This window comes from Bradyrhizobium sp. SZCCT0148, from assembly GCF_018129985.1.
GTDB classification, from domain to species: Bacteria; Pseudomonadota; Alphaproteobacteria; order Rhizobiales; family Xanthobacteraceae; genus Bradyrhizobium; species Bradyrhizobium japonicum_H.
This window is the reverse complement of record NZ_JAFCKT010000013.1, coordinates 1-26,613: the sequence shown is the minus strand read 5'-3', so window position 1 is coordinate 26,613 and position 26,613 is coordinate 1. Positions and strand designations below refer to the sequence as shown.

Below are 26,613 nucleotides of genomic sequence, written 5' to 3'. Positions count from 1 at the left end.
CGTTCTAGCCGCAAGGTCGCGCAAAGGGAATTCGGGCCTGCCGGCAGGCCTTGCTTCACGCACCGCGGCCGGCGCCTGCGCGTTCGCACGGACGCCGGCCGGGCCTGAAATCCTCACCCGGCGGCGGGCAATGGATGCCGCCGCGTAAGGACCAACCGTCAGCTGCGCTTCTCGGTGGCCAGCGGCTTGGTCGCGTCAGGCTGCGCCTTCAGCTTCTTCGCCGACAGATGCTTGTGGTGGTGACGATGGGTGCGCACGGCCTTGTGCTCGTCGGCCGTAACCGCGGCGTTGGCATTCATCGCCTTCGACTTGGTGTCGACCTTGGCGTCCGCCTTGACGTCAGCGGGCTTGATGGCGGTGTCCGGCTTCGCGGCGGTGGTCGAGGCCTTGGTCTGGCTCTGGCCGGCCTTGATCACCGGGGCCGTGGTGGTTTTGCCGGCCTCGGCAGCGAAGGCCGGGGCTGAGATCACGGAAGCGGCGAGCAAGGCTGCGGAAATGGTCTTCAACATGGCAGGTCTCCTCTTGGAAGGATCTCGAGGCGGCGCCCTCTCGCCGCCCCTTCGATCATGGGTGGGAGCCTAGGGGCGGCGCGCTGAACCCGGTCTGAAGCCCCTTGCAGGCTCCCGTTCATCTGGATGACGAGTTTGTCATCCACGCCGGGGCGAATAGATCGTGCGAAGCCGGAATGTTTTCGCCAGACGGGTGTTCCGGTCTTCGGGCAATCGTGTAGGATCGCCACGTTCCATACGGGAGAATTCAGATGCGCAAACTCTCAATGCTTGTCTTGCCGGGATTGGTCGCCATGTCGCTGGCGGCCGCACCGGTGCTGTCCAGCGCCTATGCCGCCGGCAGTGACGAGCCTTCGTCGCCGCCGAAGTCCGACTCCTCGTCCAAGAAGGGCAAGAAGAAGAGCTCTTCCGTCAGCGATCCCAAATTTCTCGCCGCCTATCGCACAGCCTACACTGCGATCTACGACAACCACGACTACAGCGGCGCGATCGGTCAGTTGAAGTCGCTCAAGCGCGACGACGTCGCCGACGTCGCCAATCTGATCGGCTACTCCTATCGCAAACTCGGCGACTACCAGTCGTCGAAGGTCTATTACGAGCTGGCGCTGAAGGACGATCCGAACCACGTCCGCACCTGGCAGTATTACGGCCTCTGGCAGCTCGAGCAGGGCAACCGCGAACAGGCGCAGTACCATCTGAACAAGATCGCCTCGCTCGCCGGCACCGACAGCTCCGAGTATCGCTCGCTTGCCACGGCGCTCGACAAGCCGACCGGCGCGACGCTCGTCTACTGAGACGATCACATCCTCAACCCCCGCCAACGGGCACAACCTTTCGGTTGTGCCCGTTCGGCTTTCTCGGTTAGCCTCGCGCATCGATTTTCCCAGCAAATTGGTGTGCAATGGACCCGTGGCTGCGATCCGCGATCGACTACATCGGCTCATGGATCGAATTCCAACTGACGACGATCCAGCAGCCAGGCGTGATCGTCGCTTTCGCCCATCGCGGCGAGATCGTCGCCGAGCATGCGTTCGGCCTCGCCAATCTCGACACCGGTGAGAAGCTCACTCCGCGCCATCGCTTCCGCATCGCCTCTCATTCAAAGAGCTTCACCTCGGCCGGCATCATGAAGCTGCGCGAGCAGCGCAAGCTCCGGCTCGACGACGCGATCGGCCAACATGTCGGCGGGCTAAATCCGCGCGTCGCCGAGACGACAATTTCGCAGGTGCTGTCGCACAGCGCCGGGCTGACACGCGACGGCGTAGATTCCGGCCAGTTCATCGACCGCCGTCCCTATCTCGACGCGCCGGAGCTGCTCGCGGAATTGAAGCTGCCGACCGCGATCGAGCCCGGCACCCGCTTCAAATATTCCAATCATGGCTTCGGCCTGCTCGGCCTCGTCATCGAAGCCGTAACGAAAGAACCCTACCCGGCCTGGATCAAGCGCGAGATCGTCGAGGCCGCCGGCCTGCGCGAGACCGCGCCGGATGCGCCGCTTTCCAAGGGCACGCCGTTCGCGCGCGGCCACACGCGAAAACTGCCGCTCGGCGTGCGCTGCGTGATCCCCGGCGACAATCCCACGCAGGCGATGGCATCAGCCACCGGCTTCGCCGCCACCGCCGGCGACACTGCGCGCTTCTTCGGCCAGCTTGCGCCCAATGCGAAGAGGAGCGTTCTCTCTGTCGCCAGCCGCCGCGAAATGACGCGGCATCACTGGCTTATCCCGCAGAACATCGAGGCCTATTACGGCCTGGGCGTCAACGCCGGCAAGACCGATGGATGGGACTGGTTCGGCCATAGCGGCGGCTTCCAGGGCTACATCTCCCGGACCTGCGCCATTCCGGCTTGCGAGCTCACGATCAGCATCCTCAGCAACTCCATCGACGGTGGGGCGCCGTTCTGGATGGACGGCGCGATGCAGATCCTGCGCGTGTTCAAGACGCGCGGCGCGGCCGACCGCCGCCTGCGCGACTGGAGCGGCCGCTGGTGGACGATCTGGGGCGCGACCGACCTCGTGCCCGCGGGCAACCGCGTGCTCGTTGCCAATCCGCAATTCATCAATCCGTTCATGGATGCTGCCGAGATCGAGGTCACCGGCCGCGATACCGGCAAGCTGGCCTGGGCTGCCGGCTATTCCAGCCATGGCGAGCCTGTGCGCCGGATCCGCGACACGCGCGGCAAGGTCAGTGACGTCTGGATCGCCGGCGCCAATGTGAAGCCCGCGAGCGTCGTCGCGAGGGAGATCGCGCGTCGATACAAGCCGCGCAAACGGAGGCCTGTTTGATTGGAGCATGATCTCCGCGCCAACGCGCTCCGCGTTTGTCGCGAGGAAAAAACCGCTACGCCTTTTCCCGGATCACGCTCTACTCCCTGATGAGTGCCTCGACCTCGCTGCGAAACGCCTGCCGCGAGGAGCCCTGCGAATAAAACATGTGGCCGCCGGGATAGACGACGAACTTCACGCGCTGGGTCGCGAAGGCCGGCATCTGGTCGAGCACCCTCTTCGTGCCGAAATAGGGCGTAGCAAGGTCGAACAGACCGTGCCCGACCAGCACGTTCAGCTTGGCATCGGTGGCGAGGATCTGGCGCAGATCGGACACCGATTGCGGCGGGTTGATGCCACGGCCGAAATCCCAGTGACCTTCCACGGCGCCGTTGAGAACTTCATAGGAACCGTCGGGCCGCCAGTTGAGCTTGCGCGTGAGCACGTCGACCGCAGCGCTGGTCAACGGCGCCTGCAGCGCATCGCCCGAGGGGTCGCCGAATCGTGAGCTGCTCGAATCCGGATAGGGATCGAAGCCGCGCACGGAGGCATCGTAACGTCCCGTCACCTTGCCGTTCTTGCGGTCGAATTCGCGGCGGAATTCGCCGACGTCGAAACGGCCGGCGAGCCTGTGGCTCACTGCCGGGTCGATGCCGGTAAGCGCGGCGACCTTGTCGGCAAGCCGATTGGTCGCCTCCTTGTCCGCCTCGCCCTTGACGAGGTCGGCCAGGAATTCGCCGCGCGCATACGCCTCGACGTCGGCCAGGTCGGCACGCTTGACGGGTCCTTTGGCTTCGCGCGCCACCGCCACATAGCTCGGCAAGGTCGCGACATATTGCAGGAGGCTGGTGCCGGTGAACTCGCGGAAATCCAGCAGCGGCGACACCAGGATCAGGCCCTTGATGCCGACGCCGTGCTGGATCTGCAACTGGCGCACCACCTTCGGCCCGCGAATGCCGCCATAGCTCTCGCCCGCGACGTATTTCGGCGAGGTCAGCCGGTCGTGCTTCTCGAGCCAGCGGCGGATCACCAGCGCGATGGTGTTGGCGTCGCCATCGACGGAGTAGAACGATTTTCGCGCGTCCTCGCCGCTCGCGATGAAGCGGCTGTAGCCGGTGCTTACTGGATCGATGAAAACGAGATCGGTGAAATCGAGCCAGGTCTCCGCGTTCGGCTTCACCTCGGGCGAGGCTGACGGCGACAGCCCTTCGCCGTCGAGCGGCAGTCGCCACGGACCGGCCGCCCCGAACTGGAGCCAAGCCGAGGAGGCGCCGGGCCCGCCGTTGAACAGGAACGTGACCGGGCGCGTGGCGCGATCGGCGCCGTCGAGCTGGTAGGACGTATAAGCGATGTCGGCCAGCGGCTCGCCCTTGCCGTCGAACACGCGGATGGAGCCGGCCGTCGCGGTGAAGTTGAGGCTGCGGTCGGGAAGATCGAGCGTCTGCTTCGTAGTTGAATCCGGCGGGAGACGGTGCGGCTCGGCCGCCGACGGCGAAGCCTGCGTCGCGCTTTGAGCGCTTCCCGCGCGCCCGCCCTTCTGTGCCGCCGGCGATGCCGCCTCGGGGCGAGGCTGCGGCGCATCTTCCGCGCGCGCAACGCTCGTGAGCGCCATCGCGAACACGGCCAGCACCAGTCCGGTTCGTCGCAGCGTCGGCAAGATCGTGAGCATGATCGTTCTCCCTGCCCCGCTGTCACAGCCGGCGCGCATCGAAGCTAGCGAGGAATTGCGACGGTTTGCGGGATTATCGGTCCGATGTCGCCCGGACAGGCTCAAATCAACCCGTTTTGTTCTCCAGGTCAACAATCAGCCGTTTGCCCTGAGTGCCGGTCATCCTCGACAATGCAGGCCCACCTCGTATAGACGAGCCCGGCGGAACTTCCTCCAGCGAGCGGCCTTGCCCACAAGCCATGACCAAGCCCAAGCGATATGACCGCATCGCCTTCGTCGCCAGCCCGAGCAGCGAGGCGCAGGCCGCCTTCGGCCAGCTCACCAGGGACTATGGCAATTGCGACCCGCAGGAGGCCGACATCGTGGTCGCGCTGGGCGGCGACGGACTGATGCTGCAAACGCTGCACCAGAACATGCGCACGGGAAAGCCGATCTACGGCATGCATCGCGGCACCGTCGGCTTCCTGATGAACGAATACTCGCCGCACGATCTGCGCACGCGGCTCGAGACGGCGCATGAAACCGAGATCAACCCGCTCCTGATGCGGGCGACCGACGTCAACGACCGCGTCCACCTGCATCACGCCATCAACGAGGTCTACCTGTTCCGGCAGACCTCGCAGGCCGCGCACCTGCGGATCCTGATCGACGAGCGCGAGCGCATGCCCGAGCTGATCGCCGACGGCATTATTGTGGCAACGCCCGCCGGCTCGACGGCCTACAATCTGTCGGCGCAGGGCCCGATCCTGCCGATCAACGCCGCCCTTCTGGCGCTGACTCCGATCAGCGCATTCCGGCCGCGGCGCTGGCGCGGCGCCCTGCTACCCAACACCGCCTATGTCGTGATCGAGGTGCTGGAGGACGACAAGCGCCCGGTGGCGGCCGTCGCCGACCATGAGGAGGTACGCAGGGTCCGGCGAGTCGAGATCCTCTCCGACAAGAGCATCTCGATGCGCATGCTGTTCGATCCCGGCCATAGCCTGGAAGAGCGGATCCTGCGCGAGCAGTTCGGTTACTGAAACCGCCGTCCCGCCGGCCGCCGCAGCTTCGGTCGCAACCCTTCATTAACCCCCGCCGCGATATGGTTAACGAAACTTGACCGCTTCGGCCCGGGCTCAATGTTCCGCATCGACTTCAACAAGCTGCGCTTCCTCGTCTGCGACGACAATCCGCACATGCGCCGCATCCTGCGCACGCTGCTGCATTCGTTCGGCGCGCGTGAGGTCTACGAGGCCGAGGACGGCGCCACTGCGCTCGAAATGTACAGCCATTACGTGCCCGACATCGTCATCACCGACTGGGCCATGCCGATCTTCGACGGCCTCGAACTGGCGCAGATGATCCGGCAGCCTGAATCCAAGGGCAACCCTTACGCGCCGATCATCATGCTGACCGGCCATTCCGAGAAGCGTCGCGTCACCGTGGCGCGCGATGCCGGCGTGACCGAATTCCTGGCCAAACCGATCTCGGCCAAGGGGCTCTATCAGCGCATCCTCAACGTGGTCGCCAATCCCCGCCCCTTCATCAAGACCAAGACCTATTTCGGTCCGGACCGGCGCCGCAACACCAATACCGCCTATATGGGCCCCGAGCGCCGCGTCGGCGAAAAGCACGAGGTGCTGCAGCAGCCCTCGCTGCTCGACAAGGCCCGCTCCAGCATCTAGCGCGACGTCTTTAGACAAGGCAGCATCATGGCGAAGAACAGCGCAAAGGACATCGAGGTCACGGCCTTCGCCACGCATCAGATCATCACGCAGCCGAACCCGCTGCGGAAGGTGCTGCGCCGGGTCGACGAAAAGGACACGGACGATCCGGTCGCCCGCGCCGAGCAGGCGCTCGCAAGCCTCTCCGGCGAATTCAAGGAGTGGATGACGACGGAGGTCAACCGCCTGTCGGCCGCCTATGCCGCCATCCGCAACGGCGGCTTCACCAGGCAGCGGCGCGACGAGCTATTCCACGCCGCCCACGACATCAAGGGCGACGCCGTGACATTCGGCTATCCGGCGGCGGCGGGAATTGCCGAAAGCCTGTGCCGTGTCATCGAGCACGCGCCCAATCTTGAAAAAGTCCCGGCCGAGCTGTTCACGCACCACATCAACGCCATCCTGGCGATCCTGCACGAGAACACCAAACTCGACAGCATCAGCGTCTCCGCCGAGCTCAGCCGCCGCCTGCGCAAGGTCGCCGACGACTATCTCGCCGACGTCAACCGCGACCGCCCCGAGCATCTCGAGGTGATCCTGGCGCCAAGCATCGCGCCGGCTGAGTAAGGCACGGCTCTTTCCGTTCGTCATTGCGAGCGCAGCGAAGCAATCCAGAATCCCTCCACGGGAAAAGTCTGTATTGCTTCGCTGCGCTCGCAATGACGGTATTTGCAGATCCTGCTACGCGGCAATCAGATCGTCATACACGGGATCGAGCGACTCCTCCGCGACCAGCTCGTCGCAGAACAGCCGCGCCTCCTCGCGCGCGGATTCCGTGGCGAAGCGGCGCAGCAGGACCATCAGCGGCTCGGTGGCCCCGCGGTCGGTCTCGCAATGGGTGAGAACGCGCTCGACCATGCGCCGGCGCAGTCGCACCGCGCCGTCGTCGCTGTCGACGAAGCCCTGCTCGTGGCACGCGTCGAGCGCGACCTGGAACGCCGCGAATGTCGCCTCGGGCAGCCCGGCACGGCGGAGCAAAGCGTGCAGGCTGTTGCCGCCGCGGTCGTGCAGCAGCGCGGAGACGCGCGCCAGCGGCAGGTCGGCGAGCTCGGACAGCGCCGCGTCGAACAAATCGAGATTGCTGGACAGCAGCGCGCGCAAGATCAGGCCGGCGGTGAGCTGGCCGGTGATGCGCAGGTGCCGCACCAGGCCCTGCATGTCCTCGCCGCGCGAACGCGCCGCGATATTCATGGTGGAGCGATCGCGCGCCTCGAGCGCGATGCGTTCGGCGCGGTCGGCGCTGAGCCAGTTTCGCGCCACGACGAATTGCGCCAGCGTCTCCGAGAGTTTCGCCACCAGCGCGGCGCGGGTTGCGGCCGGCAGATCGTCCAGCACCAGCATCGCCTCGCGGATCGCGGCGAGTTGGCCGTGACGTTCCACGATGCGGTGCCATGAGAACGGCGCGAGTTCTGCGTGAGAATTCTCGATCAGCTCCAGCGCGGCGGCCGCGCAGCCGACTTCGGCAATGGCGGCGCAGACCGAGACCGGCAGCGCGATGCGGCGGGCAACCGCGCATTGCACCTCGTCATTGCCGGTCGCGACGATGTCGACGAGATCGGCGTCGATCAGCAGCGGAGAATGTTCGAGCACGGGCAGTGCGACGGTCGGCTGGTCTGCCGACAGCGCCCGCACGATCGAGGCCGGCGCATCCGTGCTGCGCGCAAACGCCTCGGCCATCGCCTGCCGCACCAGCGGCGAGGGATCGTCGAGCAGCATCAGGAGCGCGCCTTCGGCGGCGATGCGATCGTCATGGGAAAGATCCGAGATCAGCCAGGCCCGGGCCAACGCCCGCGTCGCCTCGGCCCGCTCACCGGCGGGCGCGGTCCTGATCCAATTGATGAACTGCCGAACAATCATGCTGCTTCCGGCTTACACAACAAACGAAAATGGTGACGGCTCGTCACCTGCAACACAAAATAAACCACGACGCTTAACAAAGCGTTCACCATAACTGGCTGGTTTCGTTGAGGATTTGTTAAGGGCAGAATCTCGGGAGGCGTTCGCGGCTAGGTCCCGGCCCTGCGCGGCAGCGTTTCACGCTGCAGCCCGTCCGGGACACGAGAGCGAGGATCAGCTCGAGAACGTGCCGCTGCGATCGCTGAACAGATCGAGCGGCTGCGGCGGCCGCACATCCGGCGTCGCGGATGCAACCGACGTGAGCGAGGCGTTGTTGCCCCACAATTTCTGCACCGTGGTCGAGACCGGCTGCGTGACATCACCGGGCTGGTAGATCGAACGAAACACCGGCGTGGTCGGGGCATTGTCCGCCACCGTCGTCGGCGATGTCGCGCTCACGGGAGTTACCGCGCGTGTGTTCGGGAAGGTCTGGAGATAGGCGGCGTTGTCGATGACGGGCGCGGTGGGCTGCACGCCGCTCGCGCTCGCAATCTCGGTGGTCGACGGCGTCCCGCCATACATTGCCATCGCGCTGCGGGTCGTTTTCGAATTGGCCGCGCTGGCATAGCGCGCGTCCAGCACCGAATAGACTTCGGAGACGCTGCGGGCGCGGCCGTCCCTGGCGTAGAAGATCGAACGGTTGGCGGAGGCCGCATTGGGAAACAGCCGCGCGCCGACGGCCTGCGGATTGTCCTCGGCGTTGGCGATCAGTTTGGCGGCTCCTCCGACGCCCATGAAATGCGCCATGTAGAGTTCGCTGTCGCTCGGCCTGCGTCCAAGCAGGCCCGTCAGCTTGAAGCTGTTCGACTGCGTCAGCGCCGCGGCCATGCTGGAGGCGGCCTCGGGATCGTCGCGCAGCTTCATGATCGATCGCTTCATCGCGGGATCGTCGACGGCATAGCCGCCCGAAGTCGTCCTGGAGATCGCGTTGGCATAATTGCCGTAGCCGAGCTGGGGGCCCGCCTCCTTTACCGTACCAAGCCAGGTCTGGTCGATGAACTGATAGAGCCCGTGCGCGGATGACGTGGTGGCGCCGGCCGAGGGATCGAAATCCGATTCCATCTTGGCGGTGGTCAGCATGTACTGGAAGCTGACGCCTGAAACGTTGGAGGCCTGCTTGATCGCACCGGCGACGCGCGCCCGCGTCGGATCGAGAGGGGCAGTCTGCGTGGCACTGGAATTGTCGACCGACATGATGAAGTGCCCGCCCCGCGCGGCGTTAAGCAGCGCCGCAAATTCGGGCGCCTGTCGTTTCACCGTGGGACAGGTATGGTTAATGCGCGGTTAATTGTCCCCACACGAGCCGTTCCGAGGGTCACGAGCCGCGAGCCCCAGACTGACGGAAGCTATTTCTTATAAACGTCGCTGGGATCGAACAGCCGCACTGCATCGGTGAAGACGAGCCTGGCACCGCCGCCCTCGGCCTCGACCTTGCGGTAGAAGCACGACCTTCGCCCGGTGTGGCAGGCCGCGCCGGTTTGCTCGACGCGGATCCAGACCGCGTCCTGGTCGCAATCGGTGCGCAGCTCGACCACGCGCTGGGTTTGACCCGAGGTCTCACCTTTTCGCCACAAGGCATTGCGCGAACGGCTGAAGTACCAGGCTTCGCCGGTCGCGATCGTCTTGCGCAGCGCTTCGTCGTTCATGTGCGCGACCATGAGCACGTCACCGGTGGCAACGTCCGTCGCGACCACCGTCACGAGGCCGGCAGCATCGAATTTGGGGAGGAAGGCAAGGCCTTCCTCGATCTCGTGGGAATGAGCGGACACGACGATCTCGCTTGAGATACTTGCGAGGTCAGCGCTGCATGCCTCGCACCATGGACAGGAAACGGGCCTGCTCCGCCGGATTGTCGCGGAACATGCCGGTGAAGCGGCTGGTGAAGGTGGAGGCGCCATGCTTGGCGACGCCGCGAACCGACATGCAGGTATGCTCGGCCTCGATCAGCACCGCCACGCCTCGCGGCTTGAGAACCTCGTCGATTGCAGCCGCGATCTGGGCCGTCAGATGCTCCTGGGTCTGGAGCCTGCGGGCGAAGATGTCCGTGAGGCGCGCGAGCTTGGACAGGCCGACGACGCGTTCCACCGGCGTATAGGCGATGTGCGCCTTGCCGTAGAACGGCATCATGTGATGCTCGCATTGCGAGGTGAATTCGATGTCGCGCACCAAGACGAAGTCGTCATAGCCGGCGGTCTCGCCGAAGGTGCGGTCGAGCACCTCGGCCGGGCATTGGTGATAGCCCTGGTAGAGTTCATCGAAGGCCTCGACGACGCGTCGCGGCGTGTCGAGCAGGCCCTCGCGCTCGGTGTTCTCGCCGATATAGGCGAGCAGCGTCTTTACCGCCGCTTCCGCCTCGGCGCGGGCGGGACGCGGCTGGTCGGCGCGCACGGCGGCCGCGAGGAATTCGGCCGGGTCAAGCTCGGCCGGGCGGCTCTCGGGCTGCCGGTCGGAGGGCTTGTTGGGGCGGATGGCTTTGATGGTCGCGTCCATGTCGACTCCGTTCGACGGCCTTGCGGCCGGAGTGTCACCGGCAGACGGGGGCGGCAACGCCGCCGGACGCCTGTAGAGAACAGTTCGGCGAAAAAGGTCCTGGCGCTATAACGCGGGGTGCACCGATCTGGATCACCGCCGCCACATTGCTGGACTGTTTTTCCGCCAGTTCCGCTCCTATATAGGACCCTGGACGTCGCCCGCCAAGGCCGATCCGGCCGGACGTGGGTGTGGACGTGTTGGACTCCCTCACATGCTGAACGACATCTACAACAAGCGGATCATCGAACTGGCCGGCAATATTCCGCGGCTCGGACGGCTGCCGGACCCCGACGCCACCGCAACCGCCCACTCCAAGCTGTGCGGCTCGACCGTAAAGGTCGATCTGAAGATGGAAGGCGACAGGGTCACCGACTTCGCCCATGACGTGAAGGCCTGCGCGCTCGGACAAGCCTCTTCATCCATCATGGCAAGTCGCATCGTCGGCTCGACTGCGAGCGAGCTCCGTGAGTTACGCGAAACTGTTCGCAAGATGCTGAAGGAGAACGGTGCGCCTCCCGAAGGCAAATGGGAGGAGATCAAGTTCCTCGAGCCGGTCCGCGACTACAAGGCGCGGCACGCCTCGACGCTGCTGACCTTCGATGCCGTGGTGGATGCCATTGGCCAGATCGAAGCCAAAGCAAAGACTGAGGCCAAGCAGCCGGCCGCGGCGCAGGGCTGAGGCCAGGTTCGCGCACGCGCGAACCTGGAATGATTGCCAGGGTTTGGATGCTTACTTCTGCGTCGCCGGGACCGGTGCGGCCACTCCGCCGGTCGGCACCACGGCTTCCGCCGTCTTGGTCGACTTGTCAGGCTGCGACTGCTCCGGCTCCGCCCCGAACCTCGCCTGCGTCTTCGGCGCGAGCCCCGCCATGGCCGGCGCAGAGATGTCCACATGCGGCAGCACGTCGGCAACGAGGTCGGTCGTCACGAGATTGGTGAGCTTCAGTTCGCCGGCATCCAGTTCGTGCAAGTCTTCCCAGGGCGGCACGCTGAGCGCGAGCGAAAGCAGGTCACCGGCACCGCCCATTTCAAAAGTGTATTTGGCGAGCCGGCCGATGTCGCGCTCCACGATCATCAGGTCCTGCGCGCTGTAGGTCGCCGCCTTGGCATCGTCGGCGCGGTCGCCCATCCAGATCTGGTGCACGCGGACATGGGCCGCTTCCGGCACGTAACGCTTCTTGCCGGCCAGCAGCAGGAACACGCACATGGATTCGCAATAGGCCTCGGGCGCAACCGCCGGACGGGCCGACTGCCCGCCGCGCAGACTCACGCCGACCGTGGTCAGAAGTCCGAGATTGCGGAAACGCCGGCCGAGGGTGATTGCGTCGTTGACGGACCCGCCGCTGGAATCGAGCACCACGGTGGCGCCGCCGAGCTGGCGTCCGCGGGAAAATTCCTCGAAATCCTTCGGTGTGTCCGCGGTGATGATGCCGACCGCGCTGACCCAGCCGCGGCAGTTCGGCTCGCAGGCGATCCAGTTGAACTTCATCGGCAGCTTGCGCTCTTCGAGAGCAACACCAGCGCGGGCCGACGATCCGAACGTCGCAACGGCGCCAGCCAGTGCGACTCCACAGACGGCGGTTCCCACCAGCAACCAGCCGCGAAGATTGAGCGACGTCAGAACTTTCAAACTGGTCCCTTCCCCAAGCCCAAAGCACTAAGCCAAAGCCGATTCAGGCACGCCCCGTTTTACGTCCGATGAGTCTACACATGAACGTCACAAAAATGGTATCCGGGGGAATACAGATCGTCCATAGGTTCTTGCTGCACTGCGCCCCAAAAGCATGCAGAATATGGCGCGAAAACAACAGCTTACTGTTCCCTGCGTCGGAACCGTGCAATTCTGGCTCAACATCGCAGCACATCGCACATGAAGCATTCAGCCTGTGGGCACTGTTCCAGTTCGGTCGAAGGAGTGTCTCGGCTCCCGCGCAGATTCGGGCGTGCCTTGATCTGGCTCTACCGGCACACGCTGTCGCCCCTGGTCGGTTACAACTGCCGGCATCTGCCGACCTGCTCCGTCTATGGTGATGAGGCGATCGAGCGGTTCGGACTCTGGGCCGGCGGCTGGATGACGCTCGCCCGCTTGCTGCGCTGCAATCCGTTCGGCACATCGGGCATCGACAATGTCCCGCTCACCGCACCCCCCGGCGCGCACTGGTATCTGCCATGGCGCTACGCCCGCTGGCGCGGCGTCAATGCATCCTAAGAGTGCTGCGGTGCTTTGCGCATCGGTGGCCTGACGGGAACCGCGAGCTTTCCTCCCGCGTTGTTTTGACGCTCCCCCGGGAGGACACAAAAATGCGCTGGAAAATCAGCCCTCAACTGCACGTCAGACATCTTCGTGTCAGGCCTGAAGCAACGCCCGCCTCAAAGCGGCAGCACGACCCCAGAACCATGGATCTGCTCGCGATCGTCGCCCTGCTGGCGCTCGTGCTGGGCTCCGGCTGGTACCTGGCGACGAGCCTTGCGACCGCGCCGGCTACGACGGCGTTCATCGTGCCGAGCCAGAGCGTGCACTGGTAATCAGCGATACCAGTAGAAGCGCCCGGGCGGCGGAATCGGCTCCGGCGGCCGCAGCCGCTTCGGGCGCGGCTGTTTCTGCGGCGGCTCTGCGCTGGAGGTCGCATCCGCCGCGGGCGCGGTCTCGCTGCCCGGCACCCGCACCGACAGCAGCAAGTTGGATTCATGCATCCGCCAGCGATAGCCGACGCCGAAATCAATCGGCTGGGCGCGGGTGAACAACTCGGCATAGCGCTCCTGGTAGCGGCCGGGGAATTCGCCGATCGGCCCGAGATAGCGGCCAAACGGGAAGAACCGCCATTGCCGGGCGCCGTAGTTCGCAAGCGGAATGCCGGAATCGTCCTGGATGATGGTGGCGCTGTTGGCGAGCAGCCAGTCGCGGACAACCGCGAAGTCGCTCTTGTGCAGCAGATAGGATGCACTCTTGAGCAGGCTGTTGCCGGGCCCCAGGGTCTCGCAGAATTTCAAGAATCCGGTGTTGCGCGCGCCGGCATTGGAGAGGTCGGTCGAGAAATAATACAGCGTGCGCGCTTCGCCATCGGGGCCTGCGAAGGTGATGCGAACGCCGCGCACTGCATTACGCCCCGGATTGTCGTCGCCGACGTGCAAGCCTCCCTTGTCGTCGAGCGCGATCATCTCGACGTTGCGGATGGTCTTGCCGGAGCGCGCGAGGAAAACATAGAGAATCGGCAAGGTGCCGTTGACCTGGTTGGCGTGCAGGTCGACCTTCATCTGCTTTGTGATGAAGAAGGAAAAGCTGAGGATCGAGCCGAGCGAGCGCTCGACATTGTAGAGCGCGGCACCGACCGAACCGCGCGGCAGTCGGGTCAGATCGGGCACGGCGCCGACCGGCTCCAGCGCGCCGAGCACGTAGGTGCTGGCCTTGGAATAGAAGGTGTTGGCGTAAAGGAAATCGGGACCGCTGAACATGTAGAACATGGTCGGCCGGGGCGCCGCCAGATTGACGTCGGCCCAATTGCGGATCCTGGAAAGCTGGCGCTGTTCGAGCTGGGCAAAGGCCCCGTCGAAGAATTTTGCATGACGCTGCCAGCCCGGATCCTTCGTCAGCGGCAGCAGCGGCGAGTCCGCGGAAGGCTGCATGCCTGCGAGGAAGCGCGCGGTGTCATCGAAGCTGACCTCGGCGGCACGGGCGGACGAGACGGCCGCAGCCAGCAGGGCGAGAGCGACGGCCGCAATTCTGAAGGGACGAAGCATGTCTATGCGCGATCGTGTGAATTGCCAGCGGCGACCGGCCGCCTGCGGAAAACAGCATAAATCAACAGGCCGAACATCATGACAAGCATCCCCGACAGCGACTGCAGGGGACGCTCGGTCAACAGGTAGTACATCATGAACCCCGTCACGAGCAGGAAAAGCAGCGGCGTGAACGGGTATCCCCAGGCGCGATAGGGCCTGGGCAAATCGGGATCGGTGATGCGCAGCTTGATGACACCGGCGACCGTGAAAAACGAACAGAACAGCAGCGCGAACTGGATGAAGTCGAGCACCGCCTCGAAGCTGCGCGTGAACAGCAGCAAATTGGCGACCGCGAGCTGGAACAGGATGGCATAGGCGGGCGCACCGCTCGTCGATCGCTTCGAGAACACCCGCAAGGCCGGGATGTCCTCCCCCATCGTCATCATCACGCGCGGACCGATCCACATCATCGCAGAGATCGAGGAGATCAGGCCGACGCAGATCATCGCACCGACGATGCGACCGCCGAGACTGCCGAAGATGGCGCTGCCGGCGACGCTGGCGACGTCGAGCTGGCCGGCGAGCGCACCGGCGGGCGTGGAGTAGAGGAACACCGCGTTCAGCGCGACATACAGGACGAGCACGATCAGCGTGCCAGCGAGCAATGCGCGCGGCAGATCCCGCTGCGGCATGTTCATCTCGCCGATGATGTAGGTCGCGGCATTCCAGCCCGAGAACGAATACATCACGAAGACGAGCCCGATCGCGAACGGCGCGCTGACGATGTGGGCGAGATCGCCCGGCTGCGGCGTGAAGGCGATCGGCTGCGGCACGCCGATGACGAAGCCCGCGACCAGGAAAGCGACGATCAGGACCACCTTGATGATCGTCGCGATCAGTTGAAAGGTCGAGGAGTGCCTGACGCCCGTCAGTTGCACGAGCGAGACCAGCCACACCACGGCGATCGCGAGCGGGATCGGCGGCAGATCTGGCACGACCGATTTGGCGTATTCGCCGAATGCCATCGCGGCGAGCGCGACGGGTGCCGCGAAGCCGACCGTCGCCGACACCCAGCCGGCGAGAAAACCGAAGGCGGGATGGTAGGCGCGGCCGAGAAAATTGTACTCGCCGCTCGAGCGCGGAAACATCGCCCCGAGCTCGCTATAGGCGAACACGCCGCACAACGCGACGATGCCGCCCACGGTCCACAGCAGCAGGATCGAGAAGCCGGAGGGGATGTCCTTGACCTGGAAGCCGAGGCTGGTGAAGACGCCGACCCCGATCATGTCGGCCACGACGATGGCGGTTGCGACCAGAACCGAGACCCCGGTCCCGCTTCCAGTCAGCCGGTCAGTCCAGGGCGCCGTTCCCGCATCTGATGCCGTCATCGGGGTCCTCAGCTTCAGGCGCCTTGCCTCGCCGGTCATCGTGCCGTTTCCCCCAGTCAATTCAAGCAGGGTTAACAAGTGTTAAATGAGGCAGCGAAACGGGGTATTCGGGCACCGCTGACACGCGCTGGCGGGTGAAAAGGCGCGTCAGACCCCGGAAGTCCCGCTTCCCTTCCCCACAATCAGGACATGATTGCATGGTCCTTTTGAGCGTTCCGGATGTGGGGAAGTTTCTCCGGACACTTAACGTCGCCTAAACGCCACTCGGCTCATTTGAAGAAGCCGATGGATGTGACTTTGGGGTCATGGGTGGATGGTCGGGGCCGTTCCGAAACCGAGAGCTGATATGCGTGCTGACCGGACCACGTCCGGTGCGCGCGGTCGTGCGCTCCGGATTGGCCTGATCTCAGCCTTGGTGCCGCTGTCGCTGACACTGGTTCAATGCGGCAAGGCGCCCAACCCGGCGGCGCTCGCGGCGAACTCGCAGGCCAATGTCCAGGGTGGCACCCAGGTCGTCGCCAAGACCAACACCCAAGTCGCGCGCGGCGACACGTTCGAGGATCGCTTCCCCGCTCCGCAATTCAGGGAGCGCTTCCCGTCGGCGAACGAGAGCTTCCTGCAGCGGCAGATGTCGGACGTCTCGCCCAAACGCGCAGTGCAGCAACCGTTGCCGGAGCAAGCCCCCTACAAGGTCGCTTCGCTCGAGCCGCAGCTCCCCTACAAGCGTTCGCCCCGCGACGACCTGACGACCCTCGTCAGCATGAAGTCGTCGGCCTTTCCCTATTTCGGCACCAACCCCGCCTCCGACGCGCCCTTCCTTAACATCTCCAAGGGCGACCGCCGCGGCCATCGCAGCTATTCCGGTCGCGTGTTCTGGCAGGACGAGACCTACAATGACAGCCGGGTGCTGATGCACGTGCCCGAGCATTTCGACGTCCGCAAGCCGGGCGTGATCGTGGTGTTCTTCCACGGCAATGGCGCAACGCTGGAGCGCGACGTGCGCGATCGCCAGATGGTGCCGAAGCAGATCACCGATTCCGGCGCCAATGCGGTGCTGCTTGCCCCGCAGATGGCGGTCGATGCCGCCGATTCCAGCGCCGGCAAGTTCTGGCAGCCTGGCGGCTTCAAGCGCTTCATGGCGGAATCGGCCGACCATCTCGCCCGCGCCACCGGTGATCCCAACAGCGCCCGCGCCTTCGCCAACATGCCGATCGTGATCGTCGGCTACAGCGGCGGCTTCCTGCCGACGGCGTGGAGCCTCGAGGTCGGCGGCATCAGCGATCGCGTCCGCGGTGTCGTACTGCTCGACGCCATCTATGGCGAGATGGACAAGTTCGCGTCCTGGATCGAGAGCCATCGCTCCGGCTTCTTCGTCAGCGCCTACACCCGCGGCACGGCGCGGCGCGACCGTGAGCTGATGAGCATGCTGCGACAGAAGGGCATCAGCGTCGCCGAGGACATGGACGGCCCGTTGCGTCCCGGCAGCGTGGTGTTCGTCGAGACTGCAGACGGCATCACCCATCGCGACTACGTCACCCACGCCTGGACGCGGGATCCACTCAAGGACGTGCTGGTGAAGATGTCGGCAACACCTGCGCTGGCGCTGACGCGCGTCGCCGCGACCAACCCGCCGGCGTCGAGCCGCTAATTGGTATTGCGCCAGCCGGCATCAAACGGCATTGCCCGCAATTGCCTCAGGCCCTGATCAAAATGTGATGTTGATGGCTTGCATCCCCGGGAGCCACCGGATTGCTTCCGCTGGCAGGGCTCATAGTTTGCGGCCGGGTTGCGTTTGGAATGTCGGAACAAGCAGTGCGGCAGGGATTGTACAAGGTCGACTTCCACACCGTTCATGGAACGGGCTGCGGCGTCGTCTATGTGACGGATGGCAAGATGCGTGGAGGCAATTCCGCTTTCGCCTTCATGGGCACCTATACGGGCGAAGGCGACAGCATCAAGGTCAAGATCTCGACCCAGCGCTATAACGACGACCCGTCCTTCAAGTCGCTGTTCGGCGCCGACCGGATCACGCTGGCGCTTGCCGGCCGGGAGGACGGCGACACCGCGGAATTCGAAGGCAACGCGCTGCAGGCGCCAGGCGTTGCCTTCCGGGCGGTGCTGAGCCGCATCAGCGACTGAGCCTTGGCTCGTTCACGATCGCTCTTTTGCAGGTCTCAGCTCTCGTAAATCTCAGCTTTTGGGCAGCTTCGGAATGCTCTCGGCAAAGCTGTTGAAGCAGGCTAGCCGCTCGTCTTCTTCCTTGAGGAACTTGCAGTCGGCATAGCCCTTGGCCTTCGGCGGCTTCGGCTTCGGCGTCGGCGGGATAATGGCATCGTAGCAGTTGAGACGGTCCTTGGTGCCGTCGTCGAGCTCGAGACAGGCTTGCAGCCGGGCCGCGATCGATTGCGGTTTACCCTTCGGCGCTGCGGCCGGCTTGGCCGCTGCCTCTTTCGTCCCCTTTGGCTTGACCTGCACCAAGGGCTTGTCCCCCACCATCGGTGGCTTGTCGGCTTGCGCGAACGCGGAGGCTGAATAGAGCACCGCGGCAACCGCCAGAATCATCCTCATTTCAGTCAACTCTCTTTGGTCCCCATGACCGGCCTTCTAGCGCTCCAGCGCGCGGTTTGCCAAGCACCTTGCGTATACGAAAATGCGGGATTCAGGCCGTGGCGGCGGCAGGCCGGGGCCGGGTCATGACCACCAGGATCAGCGCCACCACGACGAAACCGACCGCGACGAAGCCGAGCGCATGCAGGAACTCATGGGCGAACAGCAGCCCGCCGACGGCGGAGCCGACCGCCTGGCCGATATAGAGGACGGACGTATTGAGCGCGACGGTTGCCGATGCCAGCGGCGGCGCGGCCGCGACCAGCCGCACCTGCTGCATCGAATTTGTCGAGGCAAAGGCGAGGCCCCAGATCGCGACACCGACCGTCATGAAAGCAAGCGTGCCTGCACCGAGCGCCCAGCTAGTAACGCCCGCGAGCAGCAGGCAGGTGAACAGCAGCGAGGTTCTATATGGTCCCCAGCTGTCGACGATGCGGGTGGCAACGACGACGCCGAGAAATCCGCAGACGCCGTAGAGCGCGAACACCATGCCGATCGCATCGGGACCGGCGCCGGTGAGCTTGTTGAGCAGCGGGCCCATGAAGGTAAACACCACGAACTGCCCCGACATCTGCAGCATGGTGATCGCCAGCAACAGCAGGATCGTCCTGTTGCGACCGACATCGCGCCAGGTCTTCAGGTCCACCGGCGCGCCCTTCAGGCCCGCGGGTAGCCGCAACAGCAACAAGAGGAAACTGACGCAACCGAGCATGCCGATCGCACCATAGGCGGCGTGCCAGCCAGTGCGGCTGGCGATGAAGGTGATGAGCGGAAGGCCGACGGCGGCAGCGAGCGACCAACCGAGAAAGATATAGGCGATGGCGCTGCCACGCCGCTCGGCCGGCACGATCAACGCCGCGGTGCCGGCAGCCTGCGGCGTATAGAGCGCACCGACCGCGAGCATCACGAGGCGGATGGCGAGAAGGCTGGCGTAGTCGGGCGCAAAGGCGGAGGCGAGATTGCCGAAGGCAAGCACCGCCAGCGTGGTCGTGAGCAGCGTCCGCCGATCGATGCGGCTGGTCAGCCAAGCCGTCAGAGGCGAGCCGATGCACAGCGTCACAGCGCCGAAGGTCACGAGGAGCCCGGCCGCATGAATGCTGACGTCGAGCCCCCTCGCCAGCTCCGGCAGCATGCCCGCCGGTGCTAGGACCGAACATCCGGTGACGAGATTGCCGAGCATCAAGGCGGTTGGCGTGAAACGGCCGGCAGCGGGCGGATTTTCCATGCAAGTGCATGTAGAGCACCGCCGTGAACGGTGAAAGGGGGCGGCTCGAAATAGTTGAAGCGCCGCCCCGGCTTTTGCGCGCCACTTTCTTGGAATTGCCGGATTGCGCAGGCCGAATCGCCTGATATATCGCTCGTTCCCGCTTACCTGCGCTCGTTCGCAGGAGTGAGCCTCAGGAGAAAAGCAATGACCGAGCCTAAATCCGAATCCGGCTTCCAGTATTCCCTCAGCAATCTGAAGCCCGTGACCCCTGCCGCCAAGGTCACCCTCACCTTTCCGGACGGCGCCCAGCGCCAATTCGACCACGGCATCACCGGTCTCGACATCGCCAAGGGCATCTCGCCGTCGCTGGCCAAGCGCACCGTGGCGATGGCGCTGGACGGCGTGGTCTCCGATCTCAACGATGTGATCGAGGCCGATGCCAAGATCGAGTTCGTCAACCGCGACGACCCGCGCGCGCTGGAATTGATCCGTCACGACTGCGCGCACGTGCTCGCCGAGGCCGTGCAAGCGCTGTGGCCGGGCACCCAGGTCACCATCGGTCCCGTGATCGAGAACGGCTTCTATTACGACTTCTTCCGCAACGAGCCGTTCACGCCGGACGACTTTGCCGCCATCGAGAAAAAGATGCGCGAGCTGATCGCGCGCGATAAGCCTTTCACGAAGGAAGTCTGGGACCGCGAGAAAACCAAGCAGGTGTTCCGCGACAAGGGCGAGGCCTTCAAGGTCGAGCTGGTCGACGCCATTCCCGGCAACGAGCCGATCAAGATCTACTACCAGGGCGACTGGTTCGATCTCTGCCGCGGCCCGCACATGACCTCGACCGGCAAGGTCGGCAACGCCTTCAAGCTGATGAAGGTGGCCGGCGCCTATTGGCGCGGCGACAGCAACAATCCGATGCTGACCCGCATCTACGGCACCGCTTTTGCCAAGCAGGAGGACCTCGACGCTTACCTCAAGCAGATCGAGGAAGCCGAGAAGCGCGACCATCGCAAGCTCGGACGCGAGCTCGACCTCTTCCACTTCCAGGAGGAGGGTCCGGGCGTCGTGTTCTGGCACGCCAAGGGCTGGACCATCTTCCAGCAGCTGATCGCCTATATGCGCCGGCGCCTGACCGGCGATTACAGCGAGGTCAACGCGCCGCAGATCCTCGACAAGTCGCTGTGGGAGACCTCGGGACATTGGGGCTGGTACCGCGAGAACATGTTCGCGGCGCAGTCGGCCGGTGACGAGGCCGAGGACAAGCGCTGGTTTGCGCTGAAGCCGATGAACTGCCCGGGTCACGTCCAGATCTTCAAGCACGGCCTGAAGAGCTACCGTGACCTGCCCTTGCGCCTCGCCGAGTTCGGCGTGGTGCATCGCTACGAGCCCTCCGGCGCCATGCATGGCTTGATGCGCGTGCGCGGCTTCACTCAGGACGATGCGCACATCTTCTGCACCGAGGACCAACTGGCCGAGGAATGCCTGAAGATCAACGATCTCATCCTGTCGACCTACGCCGATTTCGGCTTCACCGGGGATCTGACCGTGAAGCTGTCGACGCGGCCGGACAAGCGCGTCGGCACCGACGAGATGTGGGATCACGCCGAGCGCGTGATGGCGACGGTGCTGCGCGAGATCCAGTCGCAGAGCAATCACATCAAGACCGAGATCAACCCCGGCGAAGGCGCGTTCTACGGGCCGAAGTTCGAATATGTGCTGCGCGACGCCATCGGCCGCGACTGGCAGTGCGGCACCACGCAGGTCGACTTCAACCTGCCGGAGCGGTTCGGCGCATTCTACATCGACCATGACGGCGGCAAGAAACCGCCGGTCATGGTGCACCGTGCGATCTGCGGCTCGATGGAGCGCTATATCGGCATCCTGATCGAGCACTATGCCGGCAATTTCCCGCTCTGGCTCTCGCCGGTGCAGGCGGTGGTCACCACCATCACCTCGGAAGGCGACGAATACGCCAAGGTGGTGATGGAGCAGGCACGCCGCGCGGGCCTTCGGGTCGAGATCGATCTGCGCAACGAAAAGATCAACTACAAGGTCCGCGAGCATTCGCTGGCCAAGATCCCGGCGCTGCTCGTGGTCGGCAAGAAAGAGGCCGAGACGCATTCGGTCTCGGTCCGCCGGCTCGGTAGCGACGGCCAGAAGGTGATGACGACCGAGGAGGCGATCGCCGCGCTGGTCGACGAGGCGATGCCACCCGACGTCAAGCGGATGCGCGGCGCGATCTGATCTCTGAAATCGATCTAAATTCGCTTCCGGTTGCGGGCGTGCATGCTTATCTCGGCATGGCACGCCCGACGACCATTTGAAGAGGATATCGCAGTGCCCGACGCCATCGAACTCCTGAAGACCCGCCGCTCGGTCAAGCCGCGCGAGATGACCGGGCCCGGCCCTTCGGCGGCCGAGCTCGAGACCATCCTCACCATCGGCGCGCGCGTGCCCGACCATGGCAAGCTCGCACCCTGGCGCTTCATCGTTTTCGAAGGCGACGCCCGCCAGCGCGCCGGCGACGTGATTGCCAACGTCTTCGCCCGGAAGAATCCCGGTGCGCCCGCCGCCGACGTCGAGACCGAGCGCAGGCGCCTCACCGACGCGCCGCTCGTGATCGGCATCGTCAGTTTCACCAGGCCGCATCCGAAGGTGCCGGCGTTCGAGCAGGAATTGTCTGCCGGCGCCAGCGCCATGAACATCGTCACGGCCGCGACCGCGCTCGGCTACGGCGCCTGCTGGCTGACCGGCTGGTTCTCGTTCGATCGCGACGTGCTCGACGGCCTCGGCCTCAAGCCGGATGAGAAACTTGCCGGCTTCATCCACGTGGGTACGCCGACCAAGCCGAGCGAAGACCGTCCGCGACCGTTCCTTTCGGAAATCGTGACGCGTTTTTAATCGAACGCTTGTTGACGCCTCCAGCGTCTTGCGGCTTTGATCCCGCCGAGGAGGAAGGTGCGGATGAAGCGTCGTGATTTTCTGGTGGGGGCCGCCATGCTCGCCGGCACGATGGCGCGAAGCCGCGCCGCCGACATCCCCGCCCCCTCGTCCGAGGGGCTCGACCGCATCACGGCATTCTTCGACGACGAGGTGGGAAGCGGCCGGCTGCCCGGCGCCGTGATCCTGGTGCAGCAGCACGGCAAGCCGGTCTACCAGAAGACATTCGGCGTGCGCGATACCAGGACCGGCGTTGCGATGACGCCGGACACGATCTTCGCGATCCACTCGATGACCAAGCCGATCACGTGCCTCGGCGCGATGATGCTGATCGACGAGGGCAAGCTGGCGCTGACCGACCCCGTGTCGAAATACGTTCCGCTGTTTGCCGCCACCGAGGTCGGCCTCGAGGTCACCCTGCCCGACGGCAAGCTGAAGCTCGATCTCGTGCCGCCGGTCCGTCCCGTCAACATCGAGGATCTGCTGCGGCAGACCTCGGGCATCAGCTACGATTATATCGGCGGCAAATGGGTCGAGCAGGCCTACAAGGCCGCCAACATCTTCGAAGGCGGCTTCAACAACCGCGAATTCGCCGACCGCATCGCAAAACTGCCGCTGGCGCGGCAGCCGGGAACGCTGTGGCGTTATGGTCATTCAACCGACGTGCTTGGTGCGGTCATCGAGATCATCTCGGGGCAAACGCTGTATCAGTTCCTGAAACAGCGCATCTTCGACCCGCTCGGCATGAATAGCACCAAATTCGCGCTGGCGACGGAGGACGAGCTTGCGCGGATGGCGCGACCGTTGCCGAACGACTTCATCCTGCTCGCTGGAGAGCGCGAACGCCTCGACCATCCCGAATGGCAGTCCGGCGGCGGCGGGCTGCTCTCGACCATCACCGACTATCAGCGCTTCTCGCAGATGCTGCTCAATGGTGGCGAGTTTGACGGCAAGCGTTACCTGAGCCCCGCCGCGTTCAAGGCCATGACGACGGATCACATCGGGCCCCACTCCGGCGTCGGACGCGATTATTTCTATTTCCCCGGCGACGGCTTCGGCTATGGCTACGGCCTTGCGGTGCGGACCGATCCCGGCAACGCGAAACCGCCGCCGCCGGGCTCGCTCGGCGAGTTGAAATGGGACAGCGGCAGCGGCACCTATTTCGGCGTCGATCCGAAGCTCGACATGGTCTACCTCATGATGCAGCAGACCCAGGCCGAGCGCGGTCGCATCACGCCCGCCTTCAAGGCGCTGGTCTACGATTGCTATCCGGAAGGTCTACGCCGCCCGTGAGGCGCGTTGACCGAAATCGGCGAGCAATTTTGCGATCTCCCCGGCGGGCCGCGCGGCGCTGAACAGAAAGCCCTGCACCTCGTTACAGCCTTCTGCACGGAGCCAGTCGAGCTGGTCCTCGGTCTCGACACCCTCCGCAGTCGTGGTGATGTTGAGGCTACGGCCGAGCCCGGAAATCGCGCGCACGATCGCGCCGCAATCGGGCCGCTCTGCCAGATCCTTCACGAACGAGCGATCGATCTTGATCTTGTCGAACGGGAAGCTCCTGAGATAGCTGAGGCTGGAATAGCCGGTGCCGAAATCGTCCATGGAGATGCTGACGCCGAGCTCGCGCAGCTGGTGCAGGATGGCGAGGTTGGCATCGGTTTCGGCGAGGAAGATCGACTCGGTGATTTCGAGCTCGAGCCGCCGCGGTGACAGGCCGGACTGTGCCAGCGCCGAGATCACGATTTGAACGAGGTTGCGGCTGCGGAATTGCGCCGGCGACAGATTGACCGCGACCTTGACCTCGGCTGGCCATTTGACGGCCTCGGCGCAGGCTTCGCGCAGGACCCACTCTCCCAATTGCGTAATGAGGCCGATGTCTTCGGCAACCGGAATGAACTCCGCCGGCGAGATCATCCCCTTGTCCGGATGACGCCAGCGCAGCAGCGACTCGAAGCCGGAGATGCGGTCGGAGGCGATCGACACCAGCGGCTGGTAGTGCAGCTCGAACTCGCCATTGGCGAACGCACGGCGCAGATCGAGCTCCATGTCGCGGCGCTTCTGGGCCTGCAGGTCCATCTCGCGCTCGAAGAAATGGTGGACGCCGCCGCCGTCGGACTTCGCCCGGTACAGCGCCATATCGGCATTGCGCATCAATTCTTCCGGCGTCGTGCCGTCACCGGGCGACAGCGCGATGCCGATGCTGGCGCCGATCACCATCTCCTGACCGTCGAGGTCGTAGGGCGCCTTCAGCATGTCGATCAGCAGGCCGGCGCAGGCGCTGGCCTCGTTCGGCGAAACGTCGGCGGCGAGGATCACCGCGAATTCGTCGCCGCCAAGCCGGGCCGCCAGATTGCCGCCGCGGACCGCGGTGGTCAGGCGTTCTGCGACGTCCTTGAGCAGGCGGTCGCCCACGGGATGACCGAAGGAATCGTTGATGTTCTTGAACAGGTCGAGATCGATGTAGAGCACGCCGACGCGCCTGTCGCCGGCCTGGTCCAGCGCCTGCTTCAGGCGCTCCTGGAAATATTCCCGGTTCGGCAGGTCGGTGAGCCCGTCATGGTGCGCCATGTGCGCGATGCGTGCCTCGGCTTTGCGGCGCTCCGTGATGTCGACCACCGCGACCAGATAGCCGTCGCGATCGTCGAAGGCGACGCGGCGGCCGAAGGTGAGCACCTCGATCTCGCTACCGTCGGCGCGCAAATGCCGCCAGTTGCGCGAGGAGTGATAGGCCTCGCCGAGGCGCTCGAGAGCCTCGGCGTGGCTGTGCCACTCGTCCTCCGGCCATATCTCGTGCAGCTTCATGCGCAGGAAAGTGGCGCGGCTGTAGCCGTAATGCTGGACCGCGGCGTCGTTGACGTTGAGAAACCGCTTGGTCTCGGCATCGAACACCCACATCGGCATCGGGTTGTTGTCGAACAGCAGGCGAAACGAGGCATCGCGCCGCTTCAACGCGGTGACGTCGGAGATCGTCAGCGAGACCACGTCGGCGAAAGCGGTGGCGCTGAAGCGGAGATGACGCCCCTCGTGCTCGATCTCGAGCTGCTCGCCGCGGCCGCCCGCCACGGCCTTGAGCAGGACGTCCATGATTTCGGGCATGGCCAGCAGCGTGGCTCCCTCGCCGATACGCCTCCACAACAAGCCTCCGGTCGCGACATTCAGCAGCGCGCTCGCGCTGTTGTTGTGATGCACGATCTGAAGGTCGAACGGCTTGCCGTCGGCGCCGCGCAGCGTCGCCAGCGAGATTACCGCGTCGTCGGTCGCGGCGAAGATCGCGTCCAGCAGATTGTACTGCGCGCCGCGCTCGTTGACATAAGCGCCGACCAGCGTGGCACCCCAGCGCGAGGCCGTCGGCAGCGCCAGCACGTCGTAGGTCCTGACCATGCCGTCGCGCACGCAATACGCGCTCGCATGATGGGGCTGCCGCGTCGCGAGCGCGATGGAAGCTGCCTCCGTCAGGGCCGTGGCGCAATCGGGCGACAATTCGGCCACGGGGATATCCCAGCGCTCCTCGCCGAGCCATTTCTGCACGTAGCGTCCGCTGCGCGACAGTTCGAGCCTGCCGTCGTTCCTCAGCAGCGCGATGTGATCGGCGAGCCGGCCGAGACTGCCGAGCATCACGTCCTCGTAACGCGGCAGCCGATCGCCCGGCTTCAACGCCGCGCGCCATTTGCGCTGAAGCACCGGGATGTCGTCGAACATTTCGGTGACCGGTTTTCCCGGTATCTTCTTCGCGGCACTCATTGCAGTCCCCAACGCACTTTCCTGGCGCATCCAATGCAGTCGCACTTAACGACCTGTAAAAAGTACGCAGGCGCCGGTTCCGTTCGGTGATTATGACAGTTTTAAGTCAGGTGTTGGTTAGTGCGTTTTAGAGACTGTGACGCTCGTGCGAAGGCAATGCGCCGGGTGTGCATTTCGAAGTTCGGGCGCGCGTCTCGTGTCGGACGCGCTGCAACGCTCATGCGTTGCGGCGCAGAGCCGCGATTGAGCAAGGCACAGCGCGCGCTGCGACATGGGCCCGGCTCAGCAGCGCACCGCCGAAGGGGCGCTGCGCTGCGTCCGGGGCACGAGAGCGGTGTTCAACGGCACACGTGATTGATCATCCTCGCGGCGCATTTCGCCCGAGCTTTGCTTCGTCGCTTCGCCCTCGATTGAAAGAGGGCGCAGGGAAGACCGGGC

The 26,613-nt window shown here is 64.7% G+C and carries 25 protein-coding genes; 13 read left to right on the top strand and 12 right to left on the bottom strand.

What is annotated here, in order from left to right; genetic code table 11:
* Positions 1 to 158 precede the first annotated feature (158 nt).
* Positions 159 to 509: a His-rich protein BRANT gene (locus tag JQ580_RS27675; RefSeq protein ID WP_212283577.1), complete on the bottom strand. Its 351-nt coding sequence runs from the start codon at positions 507 to 509 to the stop codon at positions 159 to 161.
* 251 nt (positions 510 to 760) lie between these two features.
* On the opposite strand from JQ580_RS27675, the gene JQ580_RS27670 reads away from it, so the two are divergent.
* On the top strand, positions 761 to 1,303 hold the full coding sequence (locus JQ580_RS27670) for a tetratricopeptide repeat protein (protein WP_212283575.1): 543 nt from the start codon (positions 761 to 763) through the stop codon (positions 1,301 to 1,303).
* A 107-nt stretch (positions 1,304 to 1,410) separates the two neighbouring features.
* The gene (locus JQ580_RS27665) at positions 1,411 to 2,793 is read left to right on the top strand and encodes a serine hydrolase domain-containing protein (RefSeq protein ID WP_212283573.1); all 1,383 of its coding nucleotides are present in this window, start codon (positions 1,411 to 1,413) and stop codon (positions 2,791 to 2,793) included.
* A gap of 79 nt (positions 2,794 to 2,872) precedes the next feature.
* Here JQ580_RS27665 and JQ580_RS27660 read toward each other — a convergent pair whose 3' ends face one another.
* Positions 2,873 to 4,441, bottom strand: a complete 1,569-nt coding sequence (locus JQ580_RS27660) for a S10 family peptidase (RefSeq protein ID WP_212283571.1) — start codon at positions 4,439 to 4,441, stop codon at positions 2,873 to 2,875.
* A 239-nt stretch (positions 4,442 to 4,680) separates the two neighbouring features.
* Between JQ580_RS27660 and JQ580_RS27655 the strand changes: the two genes are divergently transcribed.
* The 3 genes from JQ580_RS27655 to JQ580_RS27645 all read left to right on the top strand — a co-directional run bounded on the left by JQ580_RS27655 (position 4,681) and on the right by JQ580_RS27645 (position 6,711).
* Complete coding sequence (locus tag JQ580_RS27655; RefSeq protein ID WP_212283569.1) at positions 4,681 to 5,460, top strand: NAD kinase; 780 nt, start codon at positions 4,681 to 4,683, stop codon at positions 5,458 to 5,460.
* Positions 5,461 to 5,559: 99 nt separating this feature from the next.
* On the top strand, positions 5,560 to 6,105 hold the full coding sequence (locus tag JQ580_RS27650; protein ID WP_212283567.1) for a response regulator: 546 nt from the start codon (positions 5,560 to 5,562) through the stop codon (positions 6,103 to 6,105).
* Between the two features lie 27 nt (positions 6,106 to 6,132).
* The gene (locus tag JQ580_RS27645) at positions 6,133 to 6,711 is read left to right on the top strand and encodes an Hpt domain-containing protein (RefSeq protein ID WP_212283565.1); all 579 of its coding nucleotides are present in this window, start codon (positions 6,133 to 6,135) and stop codon (positions 6,709 to 6,711) included.
* 114 nt (positions 6,712 to 6,825) lie between these two features.
* On the opposite strand, the gene JQ580_RS27640 is transcribed toward JQ580_RS27645, so the two are convergent.
* The 4 genes from JQ580_RS27640 to folE all read right to left on the bottom strand — a co-directional run bounded on the left by JQ580_RS27640 (position 6,826) and on the right by folE (position 10,530).
* Positions 6,826 to 8,001, bottom strand: a complete 1,176-nt coding sequence (locus JQ580_RS27640; RefSeq protein ID WP_212283563.1) for a DUF2336 domain-containing protein — start codon at positions 7,999 to 8,001, stop codon at positions 6,826 to 6,828.
* A gap of 213 nt (positions 8,002 to 8,214) precedes the next feature.
* Positions 8,215 to 9,234: a lytic transglycosylase domain-containing protein gene (locus tag JQ580_RS27635; protein ID WP_212283561.1), complete on the bottom strand. Its 1,020-nt coding sequence runs from the start codon at positions 9,232 to 9,234 to the stop codon at positions 8,215 to 8,217.
* A 152-nt stretch (positions 9,235 to 9,386) separates the two neighbouring features.
* On the bottom strand, positions 9,387 to 9,809 hold the full coding sequence (gene hisI / locus JQ580_RS27630) for a phosphoribosyl-AMP cyclohydrolase (protein ID WP_212283559.1): 423 nt from the start codon (positions 9,807 to 9,809) through the stop codon (positions 9,387 to 9,389).
* A 28-nt stretch (positions 9,810 to 9,837) separates the two neighbouring features.
* The gene (gene folE, locus JQ580_RS27625) at positions 9,838 to 10,530 is read right to left on the bottom strand and encodes a GTP cyclohydrolase I FolE (RefSeq protein WP_212283557.1); all 693 of its coding nucleotides are present in this window, start codon (positions 10,528 to 10,530) and stop codon (positions 9,838 to 9,840) included.
* 253 nt (positions 10,531 to 10,783) lie between these two features.
* Between folE and JQ580_RS27620 the strand changes: the two genes are divergently transcribed.
* The gene (locus tag JQ580_RS27620; RefSeq protein ID WP_212283555.1) at positions 10,784 to 11,251 is read left to right on the top strand and encodes an iron-sulfur cluster assembly scaffold protein; all 468 of its coding nucleotides are present in this window, start codon (positions 10,784 to 10,786) and stop codon (positions 11,249 to 11,251) included.
* Positions 11,252 to 11,302: 51 nt separating this feature from the next.
* Here the strand turns inward: JQ580_RS27620 and JQ580_RS27615 are convergent, their stop codons facing one another.
* Entirely contained in the window at positions 11,303 to 12,202 is a 900-nt protein-coding gene (locus tag JQ580_RS27615) for a COG3904 family protein (RefSeq protein WP_212283553.1), read from the bottom strand.
* A gap of 240 nt (positions 12,203 to 12,442) precedes the next feature.
* On the opposite strand from JQ580_RS27615, the gene yidD reads away from it, so the two are divergent.
* Positions 12,443 to 12,781, top strand: coding sequence for a membrane protein insertion efficiency factor YidD (yidD, locus tag JQ580_RS27610; protein WP_212283551.1), 339 nt, complete (start codon positions 12,443 to 12,445; stop codon positions 12,779 to 12,781).
* Positions 12,782 to 12,873: 92 nt separating this feature from the next.
* Positions 12,874 to 13,098: a hypothetical protein gene (locus tag JQ580_RS27605; RefSeq protein ID WP_212283549.1), complete on the top strand. Its 225-nt coding sequence runs from the start codon at positions 12,874 to 12,876 to the stop codon at positions 13,096 to 13,098.
* Here JQ580_RS27605 and JQ580_RS27600 read toward each other — a convergent pair whose 3' ends face one another.
* The gene (locus JQ580_RS27600) at positions 13,099 to 14,310 is read right to left on the bottom strand and encodes a hypothetical protein (protein ID WP_212283547.1); all 1,212 of its coding nucleotides are present in this window, start codon (positions 14,308 to 14,310) and stop codon (positions 13,099 to 13,101) included.
* A 2-nt stretch (positions 14,311 to 14,312) separates the two neighbouring features.
* A complete protein-coding gene (locus JQ580_RS27595) occupies positions 14,313 to 15,680 on the bottom strand; it encodes an APC family permease (protein ID WP_212283796.1) in 1,368 nt (455 codons plus the stop codon).
* A gap of 346 nt (positions 15,681 to 16,026) precedes the next feature.
* Between JQ580_RS27595 and JQ580_RS27590 the strand changes: the two genes are divergently transcribed.
* Positions 16,027 to 17,328, top strand: a complete 1,302-nt coding sequence (locus JQ580_RS27590; protein ID WP_249134473.1) for an alpha/beta hydrolase — start codon at positions 16,027 to 16,029, stop codon at positions 17,326 to 17,328.
* Positions 17,329 to 17,477: 149 nt separating this feature from the next.
* The gene (locus JQ580_RS27585; RefSeq protein ID WP_249134472.1) at positions 17,478 to 17,819 is read left to right on the top strand and encodes a GrlR family regulatory protein; all 342 of its coding nucleotides are present in this window, start codon (positions 17,478 to 17,480) and stop codon (positions 17,817 to 17,819) included.
* Positions 17,820 to 17,870: 51 nt separating this feature from the next.
* Here JQ580_RS27585 and JQ580_RS27580 read toward each other — a convergent pair whose 3' ends face one another.
* Together JQ580_RS27580 and JQ580_RS27575 are read right to left on the bottom strand one after the other, a co-directional pair.
* Entirely contained in the window at positions 17,871 to 18,248 is a 378-nt protein-coding gene (locus tag JQ580_RS27580; protein ID WP_212283543.1) for a hypothetical protein, read from the bottom strand.
* A gap of 91 nt (positions 18,249 to 18,339) precedes the next feature.
* Positions 18,340 to 19,512, bottom strand: coding sequence for an MFS transporter (locus tag JQ580_RS27575; RefSeq protein WP_212283541.1), 1,173 nt, complete (start codon positions 19,510 to 19,512; stop codon positions 18,340 to 18,342).
* 186 nt (positions 19,513 to 19,698) lie between these two features.
* On the opposite strand from JQ580_RS27575, the gene thrS reads away from it, so the two are divergent.
* From thrS to JQ580_RS27560, 3 genes are all read left to right on the top strand, one after another.
* Positions 19,699 to 21,738: a threonine--tRNA ligase gene (gene thrS, locus JQ580_RS27570; protein WP_212283540.1), complete on the top strand. Its 2,040-nt coding sequence runs from the start codon at positions 19,699 to 19,701 to the stop codon at positions 21,736 to 21,738.
* Positions 21,739 to 21,831: 93 nt separating this feature from the next.
* Positions 21,832 to 22,395 carry a nitroreductase family protein gene (locus JQ580_RS27565; RefSeq protein WP_212283539.1) on the top strand — a complete coding sequence of 188 codons (564 nt, stop codon included), beginning with the start codon at positions 21,832 to 21,834 and terminating at the stop codon, positions 22,393 to 22,395.
* A 63-nt stretch (positions 22,396 to 22,458) separates the two neighbouring features.
* Positions 22,459 to 23,727: a serine hydrolase domain-containing protein gene (locus JQ580_RS27560; RefSeq protein WP_212283538.1), complete on the top strand. Its 1,269-nt coding sequence runs from the start codon at positions 22,459 to 22,461 to the stop codon at positions 23,725 to 23,727.
* Here JQ580_RS27560 and JQ580_RS27555 read toward each other — a convergent pair.
* A complete protein-coding gene (locus tag JQ580_RS27555; RefSeq protein WP_212283536.1) occupies positions 23,713 to 26,175 on the bottom strand; it encodes a putative bifunctional diguanylate cyclase/phosphodiesterase in 2,463 nt (820 codons plus the stop codon). The genes JQ580_RS27560 and JQ580_RS27555 overlap by 15 nt on opposite strands.
* Positions 26,176 to 26,613 lie beyond the last annotated feature (438 nt).